A 9,134-nucleotide genomic window follows, 5' to 3' on the forward strand; every position below is an offset into this window, starting at 1 on the left:
GGTCAGCGCAGCCTGCGCGCGGCCCTCGACGCAGCGCAGCGGGCCCGCAAGCCCGCGCGTCAGGTCGAGCCCGGCGATCGAGGTGCCGACGCTGAGCTGAATCCGCCCGCTCGCCGAAACGCAGCGCCCGCGTTCGTCGAACCGCACCGCCGCACCCTCGAAACGCAGACTGTCGACGGGGACGAGCCCGAGGCCGCCCGACAGCGAGGTCGTCCCGCTGAGATCGGACACGCCGCGCGGATTGCTGCCGTGCAGGCGCCCCGCAAGTTCGCCGAGCCGCGGATCGGGGCGGTTGAACGCCAGTTCGACGTCGCCGCCGAGCAGCACGAGCGGCGACAGGCTGGCCTTCACATTGCCGAGCGGCAGCGCGCCGAGCCGCGCCTCGATCAATTCGCCGGCCCAGACCGAGCCATTGACCTCGCGCGCGGTCAGTCCCGATCGTTCGGCCCCCGCCATCGCGAGCGCGAGACGCATTGGGAAGGTCGCGACGATCAGGATGAGCGCGATCAGCACGCCTGCAAAAATGACCCGGCGCCGCATCACCTGGCCCCGCGCCGCAGTTCGGCGGTCATGCCGACGGTGCCGTCGGCCGCCGGAGTGATCGTCAGTTGGTCGACGACGAAACCCTGCCCTTCGAGGCTGGCGAGCCAGTCGGCAAGCACCGGCGCCTTGGCGGTCGCGATGGCGATCGTCGCCTGACCTTGGCCGCGCGCCTCGTTGCGGTCGAGGGTCAGCCCGATCTCGCCCGCCGACTGGGTGAGATATTGGTCGATCGCGACACCATCGGTCGCCGTCGCGGCGGCGGGCGATGCGGGGCGCTGCGCGAGCAGCTTCACCTTTGCAGCGACGCGGCCTTCACGCTCGATCGCGGCGCGATGATCCGCCTCGAGATTGGTGAAGGCGGCATAGGCCGGGCGCGCAAGCAGCCAGACGAGGACCGCGAGCGCGAGCACGCCCGCGACGCCGACCATCCAGCGCTCGCGGCGCGACAGGCCGTGCCACCAGCTGGCGATCCGATCGGTCATGGCACGGCCCTCACGGTGATATTCGCCATCTGGTTGCCGTCGGTGCCCGCCATCGGTTGCGCGGTGACCTTGTAGCCGCGCGCCTGGAGCGCGAGCAGCACCGCGTTCAGATCCTCGGTGCGCGGCGCCGCCAGCGTCGTCGAGAGCGTGCCGTCGGTGCGGTGCGACAGCGTCTTGAGCGCCACGCCGGGCGTGTCGCGCATCGCATCATAGAGCGCCGACGCGGGGACCGAGAAAGCAAGCGGTCCGCCGCCGGCGGCGGCAAGCCGCCGGTCGAGTTCGGCCTCGGCGGTCGCGGCATCGCCCGCGGTCACGCCCGCCTTTTTGGCGGCGGCGACCGCAGCCTCGTCGGCGCGGGCGATGTCGGCGTTGACGCGGATCGCATAGAGGATCGGGATCAGCAAGGTGACGACGAGCAGCGCGGCCGCAAGCCGCTTCATCCACCTCACCATCGCCGGGTCGATCGCCCAGCTGCGCTTCGGCTGCCACGCGCCGCTGAGCAGGTCGAGCGGCGGCGCGGCGAGCGAGAGCAGCAACGCCTCGCGCATCCGGTCGGCATCGAGCGGCGCGATCGGGCGGCCGGCGGCGATCAGCGGATCGAGCTCGGGATCGGACACGAAGCTGCGGTCGTCGCTGCGCAAAATCTGTTCGCGCCCGAGTTCGACCGTCCATAGGCTGTCGGCATCGGGCGGCGGCACCGTCGCGGCGGCGGGGATGATCGCGGCGGGAGCGAGACCCTGCGCTTTCAGCCAGTCGGTCCAGGCCGTCATCGCGGCATGGGTGGTCACCGCGACCGGCACCGCCTGCCCCGCATCGACGGGCTGGCCTGCGACGATATGCAGCAGCGAGGCATCGCCCAGGCTGTCGCGCAGCGTATCGATGCGCGCGATCGCGGCGGCCTGCGCCGGCGCGGCGTCGGGATAATGGCGCCAGCGCAGCGGCACGTCGGCGGCGGGGGCGAGCGCGATCAAGCGGTCGTCGGCGCCGTCGTCCCGCGGCTTTTCCCACGCGTCGACCCAGCCCTCGTCTTGCCCCGAATCGACGATCACGCCGTCGTCGACGCGCAGCCATGCGGCGTCGGCCCGTTCGCCAAGCGCCGCCGCCGGGGGCAGCCAGAGAAGCAGAGTGCGTGCCATGTCAGTCGGTTTCGCCCCAATCGCGCCGGACGATCACCGGCGGCATCGTGCCCGCCGCCGGCGCGCCGCCATTTGCGTCGATCAGCGATATCGAAGTCAAGAAACCATCCCCCATCGTCACGTCGGTCTTCAACATCAGCCAGCGGCTCGTCACCCCCGCCTGCTCGGCGACGTCGGTCGGCGGATCGAGCTTGGCGAGCGGTCCGGATTCCCAGAATCGCACGCTGCTGCCATAGCCGCCGGCAGGCCGCGCCGCCAGCGCCGCGCGTGCATCGGCGATGGTCAGTTGCCCGGGCAGCAGCATCGCGACGAGCGGCGCCTGTTCGGGCGCCAGCGTATTGACGTTGAGCTTCACCGGGTCGGTCGCCGGCAGCGCGCATATCCAAGGTTTCAGCCGCGCGTAGAGCTTTGGCGTCACCCCGCGCACCGCGCGCAGTTCGCTGATGTCGGCCATCTTGCGATTGGCGGGAAGATAGCTGCCGGGCAGCGAGCGATAGACGCCGTCCTCGGCGCCGAGCGGGCCGTCGATGCTGTCGCTGTCGATCCAGTCGGCGGTGGCCCCCGCGACCATGCGCGCCTCGTCGGCGTTGACCCCGAGCAAGGTCATCAGTTCGGCGAACTGGCCGGTGCCGCCGGGGCGCTGGGTAAAGCGCCCGGGGATCGTCTCGGCGACGAGGCTGTTGAGGTTGAAACAATTGCTCGCATCGGTCAGCCGCGCGGTTCCCTGCCCGTTTGGCAGCGGCAGCGTGAAATCGCGGCCGAGCCAACCCCCGGCGAGCGTCAGCTTCGCGGTGTCGCGCCCGACGAGGTCGGCGACGCGGCGCAGCACGATCTGCTCGGCGGCGAAGCTGTACGCGCGCCCCTGGTCGACCGTCGCGGCGCTGCCCGCGATGCGCATCGCGAGCGTCAGCCGGTCGAGCGCCGTCGCGGCGATCACCGCCATGACGGCGACGAGCAGCAGCACGCTGAGCAGCGCTGCGCCGCGTTCGTCGGGACGCTCCCGGCTCATGGCGCCGGGACCACCGGCACAGGCGGCGGAACCGGCGCCGGCGCGGTCAGGAACAGCATCACCAGCGGCGCACGCCCCTGCCGCGTCAGCCGCACCTCGACCGCGCGCGGCAGGCGATCGCCGGGTTCGGACGTCCAGGTCGCGCCCCATTGCCCCTGATCGTCGCGATAGCGCACCGCCGCGCCGCTCACCTCACCGACCAGCCGGTCGCCATCGTTTAAGGGCGTGCCGTCGAGCATCGGCTGCACCGCGCGGCGCCATTCGCCGCCGGTCAGCGCATAGGCGACACGTTCGATATTCGGCCGCGCGCCGCCATCGAGCGACGCCGCCCCGCCATGGACGAGCGCAAAGCCGGTTTCGGACCCGACGAAGGCGGGGATCGCCTCACCCGAAGGTCCGCGTGTCGACCGCGGCAAGGCCTGCGCGAGGTCGTTGGCCATGACGGCACGCAGCCGGTTGATGCCGCCCATCGCCTTCAGCCGGTCCTGCACGGCGTCCTGCGTGTCGACGCTGCTGCGCAACAGGCCGACGCCGATCGCCGCGATCGCCGCGAACAACGACAATGCGACGAGCATCTCGACGAGGGTGAAACCGCGTTCGTCCCTCATCGGCTGGGCCGGATGATCGTCAGCGCCGCCTGCCCGGTCCCGTTTTCGGGGCGGACGAGCAGGTCGATGCGCAGCAGGCTGTCGTCGGCGGTCTTCGCGACGCGCTGTTCGACGCGCCAGTTGCGCCCGGCGTTCGACACGCCGACGGCGCTGTTGCCGATCGTCGGCGGCGTTGGATCGGTCCACAGCTCGACCGCGCGATTCTGCGCGACGATGCCGGCAAGCGTCGCGTCGTCGAGGTCCCCGGCTGTGCGCACCGCAAAGGCATCGAGGCGCACCAAAGTCAGCGCCGCGATGCTGATGATGCTGAGCGCGACCAGCATTTCGAGCAAAGTGAAACCGCGCTCATTCGCCACGGCTGACCTCCCCGGTCGCCGAGATGCGCACGACCTCGCGCGCGTCGCCGCCGCTCAGCACGATCGCCTGCGGGGTCGGGCTGGTGCCGACACGGTCGAACAACAGGCGCGCCGCGCCCTGCCCGTTGCCCGCGACGAACCGCACGTCCGACGGCCAGTTGCGCTGTTCGAACGAGCGGCCGGGCAGCGGCTGCCACTCGCCCGCGATCCGCCGTTCGAAACCATAGCCCGAGGGTGCGAAATTCACCGACACGCTGCGCCCCTCGATCACCGCGACGTCGCGCGCGGCGGCAAGCCGGGCGGCGAGGCGATCGGCTTCGCTGCGCACCGTGCGTTCCTCGCCGGGGATGGTGAGCACGACCGCGGTCGCGGCAAGCGCCATGATCGCGAGCACGACCATCAGCTCGACGAGGGTGAAGCCATTCGCCCGGGACGCGCGCGCCCTAGCCTTCTCCACCGTGGATATCCGCATTGTCGTCGGTGCCGCCGGGCGCGCCGTCGGCGCCAAACGACCAGATATCGAAGGCCGCGCCATTGGCGCCGGGGGCCTGGTAATTATAGGGACGCCCCCACGGGTCCTGCGGCAATTGCTTGATATAGCCGCCGCGGCGATAGCGTTCGGGCTGCGCCAGCGCGGGCGGCGCGACCTTCAGCGCACCCAGCCCATCCCCCGACGCGGGATAGGACAGGTTGTCGAGGCGATATTGTTCGAGCGCGGTTTCGAGCGTCGCGATATCGGCCTTGGCCTTGGTCACCATCGCCCGGTCCTGGCTGGGCAGGACGTTGATCATGACTACCGTCGCAAGCAGCCCGATGATGAAGATGACAACCATCAATTCGGTGAGCGTGAAGCCGCGCTCGTCCTTCTTGCGGACGTTTCGGGGCAACGGACGGGCGGGATCGAGCATCAGGCGAAAGAATAACTGCATCAACGACATTTTCATAGTCCGGCAAGGTTCTGCAGCTGGAGGATCGGCAGCAGGATGGCGAGGATGATGAGGGCGACGCACGACCCCATAACGACAATTATGACAGGTTCGAGTAAGGCCATCGAGGCGGCCGTGAAGCGATCGAATTCGCGCTCGAGATAGTCGGCAGCGCGCTCGAGCATCACCTCGAGCCGCCCCGCGCTTTCGCCGCTAGCGGCCATGTAGACGAGCAGCGGCGGGAACACCCCGGCATCGCGCAGCGCGGCCGAGAGCCCGCCGCCCGCGCGAACCTGGTCGACGATCGTCGCCGTCGCGCCGGCGAGCGCCGCGTTGCGGATCGTCGGCACGGTGAGCTTGAGGCCCTCGACCAAAGGCAGCCGGCTCGACACCATCGTCGCCAGCGTGCGCGCAAAGCGGGCCGCATAAAGGTCGCGGAGCAGCCGCCCGAGCAGCGGCAGGCGAAGCAGCCGCGCATCGACCGCGGCCTTGAACGCCGGGCGCCGCATCGCGGCGACCCAACCGAAGACGCCCGCCGCGAGCAGCAGCGCGATCAGCCACCACCAATTGGCGGCGAAGCCGGAGATCGCAATCACCGCGCGGGTCAGGAAGGGCAGTTGCTGGCCGGTGTCGGTGAACTGTTCGACCACGCGCGGCACGACGAAGATCATCAGCGCCGCGACGACGCCGATCGCGACGACCGCGAGCACGATCGGATAGGCGAGCGCGGCGATCAGCTTGCCGCGCACTTCGGCCTGGCGTTCGAGCAGGTCGGCGAGCCGCGCGAGGATGGTGGTCAGGCTGCCCGTCGTTTCGCCCGCCGCGACCATCGCGCGATAAAGCGGCGGGAAGCTGGTCGGCTGGCGCCCCATCGCATCGGCGAGACGGCGTCCTTCGAGCAGCCCGGCATGGACATCGCCGATGACGACACGCGCACTCTCGGCCTCGCTCTGCCGCGTCAGCGTGCGTAGCGCCTCCTCGAGCGGCGCGACCTCGGCCAGCGTCGCGAGCTGCCGCGTGAAGAGCGCGAGTTCCTTCGACGACAATCGGGTGCGGCGAAACGCGAACAGCGACCGCCCCGCTGCGGCTTTCGATCCCGCCGCCTCGACCGCAACGATATGGAATTTGCGGGCGACAAGGTCGGCGCGCGCGGCATCGTCGTTGGCGGCGGTCAGCCGTCCCTTGCGCTCGCGGCCCCGCGGATCGATCGCCACATAGCGATAATCAGGCATCGACGTCCTCGCGCCGCGCGATGCGGATCGCTTCCTCGGCGGTGGTCAGTCCCTTCGCGACCATCGACCGCGCCGCCGAGGCGAGCGTCGGCGATTTGAGGAAGGCGTGCTTCGCGATCATCGCCTCGTCGCCGCCGGCGTAGATATAGCGGCGAACGGTCTCATCGACCTTGATCGCCTCGAACACCCCGATGCGGCCCTTGAAACCGGTGCCGCCGCAATGATCGCAGCCCTTCGGCCGCCAGATGACGGTGCCGATATCGAGCCCGAGCATCGCGGCGATGCTGTTGTCGGCCTGCACCGGTTCGCGGCAATGGTCGCACAGCTTGCGGACGAGCCGCTGGGCGAGCACCGCGCGCAGCGTCGAGGCGAGCAGAAAGGGCTCGACCTTCAGGTCCTTCAGGCGCGTGATCGCGCCAACCGCATCATTGGTGTGGACGGTCGAGAGCACGAGGTGCCCCGTCAGCGACGCCTGCACCGCGATGTCGGCGGTTTCGCGGTCGCGGATTTCGCCGACCATCACGACATCGGGGTCCTGGCGCAGGATCGCGCGCAGGCCCGCGGCAAAATCGAGCCCGACCTTGGCATTCACCTGCGTCTGGCCGACGCCATCGACGGCATATTCGACCGGGTCCTCGACGGTCAGGATGTTGCGCTGGCCATCGTTCAATTGCTTGAGCGCCGCATAAAGCGTCGTCGTCTTGCCCGATCCGGTCGGGCCGGTGACGAGGATGATGCCATTGGGTTCGGCGAGCGCCTCGCGCAAGATCTGGTCGGCGGCACCCGACAGCCCGAGCACGTCGAAATCGATCCCCGCCGCATCCTTGTCGAGGATACGCATTACGACGCGTTCGCCCGCACGGCTCGGCAAGGTCGAGACGCGCACATCGACCGCCTTGCCCGCGAGGGTCAGCCCGATACGGCCGTCCTGAGGGATGCGGCGCTCGGCGATGTCGAGCCGCGCCATCACCTTGATGCGGCTGACCACGACGGGCGCGACATGCGGCGGCATGCGCAGATGCTCACGCAATACACCGTCGGCGCGCATGCGGACGACGAGCCCGCTTTCATAGGGTTCGATATGGATGTCGCTGACGCCCTGGCGCACCGCTTCGGCGATGATCGCGTTGATCAGCCGGATCGCGGGGGCATCGTCGGCGCTGTCGAGCAGATCCTCTGCGCTCGGAATGCCGAGATCGAGATCGCTGCCGTCGAGCGACCCCGCCATCGCCGCCGCCGAGGCGTCGACGGCATAATGGTCGGACAGCAGCCGGTCGAAATCGGCACTGCTCGCGGTCGCGACCTTCAGCGGCGCGGCGAGATAGCGCTTCACCTCGATGAGCACTGCGGGGTCGGCGCCTTCGCGCAAGGTCGCAAGCCAGACGCCGCCCTCGCCCGGCGCGATGACGACGCCATGGGTACGGGCAAAGGCATAGGGGATATCGACCGGCGCCGGGGGAGCGGCGATCGGTTCGGGATCGGTCACGGATAGTCTCCGGGCGGCGGGGCGGGGGCGTTCGAGATCGAGGGCGGCACGTCGGTGCTGATCACGCTGCCGTCGGGACCGCGCAGCGCCGGCAGGTCGACCGGCCCGACGGTGATGTCGGCGGCGGTCGGCGGCGACGGCGGGGTCGTCCCCATATAGTCGCGCACCAGCGTGTCGATCGCGGGTTCCTCGTCGGGATTGCGGCGCAGCTGGGTGTCGCGGATATAACCGTAGCGGCGCGCGGTCAGGGCGGCATTGTCCTCGCGATTGCGCAGGATCGTCGGGCGGATGAAGACCATCAAATTGGTCTTCGCGCGGCTGCGGCTGCGCGACTTGAACAATTCGCCGACCAGCGGAATGTCGCTGAGCAGCGGAATGCGCTCGATCGTCTTGCGTTCGTCGTCGTTGAGCAGGCCGCCGATGGCGAGGATTTCGCCATCATCGACGGTCAGCACGGTTTCGAACGACCGCTTGTTGAGGATGAGGTCGCTGTTGCGCGACGACACCGGACCGGCGACGCTCGACACTTCCTGGCGCAGGAACAATTTGACCTCGCCCGCGCCGTTCACCTGTGGCGTAACCTCGAGCTTGATCCCGACCTCTTCGCGCTGGACGGTGCGGAAGGCGTTGTCGAAATTGTCCGAGAGCGCTTCGCCCGTCGTGATCGGCACTTCCTGCCCGACCAGGAATTTCGCGGCCTGATTGTCGAGGGTTACGATATGCGGGGTTGCGAGCAGGTTCGACGTGGTGTCGGACTTCACCGCATTGATGATCGCCCCAAAGATGGTGTTCTTGCCGATGTCGCCGGCAAATCCCGCAAAGCCGCCGGTCGCCGACAGCAGTTGCGCCGCCGCGGCCTCCTGCAGGCTGTTGCCGAACGAACTGCCGGTCGTGGTCACCGTAGTCGTGCCGTTCACCGTCGTCGTATCCTGTGACAGCTGGTTCGCGGCATAAGCGCCGCCGAGCGTCAGGATATTGGGCGAGGCATTGCTGTAACTCGTCGCGGCGAAGGGGATATTCTTGCCGCCGAGCAGGAATTGGACGCCGAGTTGCTTCGCGGCGCTGTCCCCGATCTCGACCACGATCGCCTCTACGAGCACCTGCTCCCGCCGGCTGTCGAGCTGGCGGATCAGTTCGCCGAGCATGCGCTGCACGTCGCTGTTCGCGGCGACGATGATCGCATTGGCTCCCTCGTAGCGGGTGACGATCGCCGGACCGCGCGTCGCGATGCTGCCGCCCGACCCGCTGACCGAAGTCGGAGTGGTCGCGGCGGGGGCGGCGGTCGGGGTGGACGTACCGCCGGACGACGACGAAGAGGAAGAGGTCGCGGCGGGCAAACCCGCTTTCTGCGCCGGA

The 9,134-nt window shown here is 69.3% G+C and carries 10 protein-coding genes and 1 pseudogene; all 11 read right to left on the bottom strand.

What is annotated here, in order from left to right; genetic code table 11:
* Window positions 1–513 (bottom strand): type II secretion system protein N (gene gspN / locus B1A78_RS18475; protein ID WP_256839290.1); only part of this gene is annotated, 513 nt, incomplete at its 3' end.
* 26 nt (window positions 514–539) lie between these two features.
* Window positions 540–1,025, bottom strand: coding sequence for a type II secretion system protein GspM (gspM, locus tag B1A78_RS18480; RefSeq protein ID WP_077148374.1), 486 nt, complete (start codon window positions 1,023–1,025; stop codon window positions 540–542).
* The gene (gene gspL / locus B1A78_RS18485; protein ID WP_077148375.1) at window positions 1,022–2,161 is read right to left on the bottom strand and encodes a type II secretion system protein GspL; all 1,140 of its coding nucleotides are present in this window, start codon (window positions 2,159–2,161) and stop codon (window positions 1,022–1,024) included. Before gspL ends, gspM begins: the two co-directional genes overlap by 4 nt.
* Window position 2,162: 1 nt before the next feature.
* The gene (gene gspK, locus B1A78_RS18490; protein ID WP_077148376.1) at window positions 2,163–3,170 is read right to left on the bottom strand and encodes a type II secretion system minor pseudopilin GspK; all 1,008 of its coding nucleotides are present in this window, start codon (window positions 3,168–3,170) and stop codon (window positions 2,163–2,165) included.
* Window positions 3,167–3,778 (bottom strand): GspJ family type II secretion system protein, encoded by a 612-nt coding sequence (locus tag B1A78_RS18495; RefSeq protein ID WP_077148377.1) that lies wholly within the window; start codon window positions 3,776–3,778, stop codon window positions 3,167–3,169. The genes gspK and B1A78_RS18495 overlap by 4 nt, the downstream gene beginning before the upstream one ends.
* Window positions 3,775–4,134, bottom strand: a complete 360-nt coding sequence (gene gspI, locus B1A78_RS18500; RefSeq protein ID WP_077148378.1) for a type II secretion system minor pseudopilin GspI — start codon at window positions 4,132–4,134, stop codon at window positions 3,775–3,777. Before gspI ends, B1A78_RS18495 begins: the two co-directional genes overlap by 4 nt.
* Complete coding sequence (locus B1A78_RS18505) at window positions 4,124–4,591, bottom strand: GspH/FimT family pseudopilin (RefSeq protein WP_256839297.1); 468 nt, start codon at window positions 4,589–4,591, stop codon at window positions 4,124–4,126. The genes gspI and B1A78_RS18505 overlap by 11 nt, the downstream gene beginning before the upstream one ends.
* Complete coding sequence (gene gspG / locus B1A78_RS18510) at window positions 4,578–5,042, bottom strand: type II secretion system major pseudopilin GspG (RefSeq protein ID WP_077148382.1); 465 nt, start codon at window positions 5,040–5,042, stop codon at window positions 4,578–4,580. Before gspG ends, B1A78_RS18505 begins: the two co-directional genes overlap by 14 nt.
* 32 nt (window positions 5,043–5,074) lie before the next feature.
* Window positions 5,075–6,292 (bottom strand): type II secretion system inner membrane protein GspF, encoded by a 1,218-nt coding sequence (gspF, locus tag B1A78_RS18515; protein ID WP_077148380.1) that lies wholly within the window; start codon window positions 6,290–6,292, stop codon window positions 5,075–5,077.
* Window positions 6,285–7,778, bottom strand: coding sequence for a GspE/PulE family protein (locus B1A78_RS18520; RefSeq protein WP_077148381.1), 1,494 nt, complete (start codon window positions 7,776–7,778; stop codon window positions 6,285–6,287). The genes gspF and B1A78_RS18520 overlap by 8 nt, the downstream gene beginning before the upstream one ends.
* A pseudogene (locus B1A78_RS18525) lies at window positions 7,775–9,134 on the bottom strand (type II secretion system protein GspD); the annotation flags it as partial. The gene B1A78_RS18520 and the pseudogene B1A78_RS18525, both read right to left, overlap by 4 nt.

The organism is Sphingopyxis sp. KK2, assembly GCF_001990265.1.
In the GTDB taxonomy this organism is placed as follows: domain Bacteria; phylum Pseudomonadota; class Alphaproteobacteria; order Sphingomonadales; family Sphingomonadaceae; genus Sphingopyxis.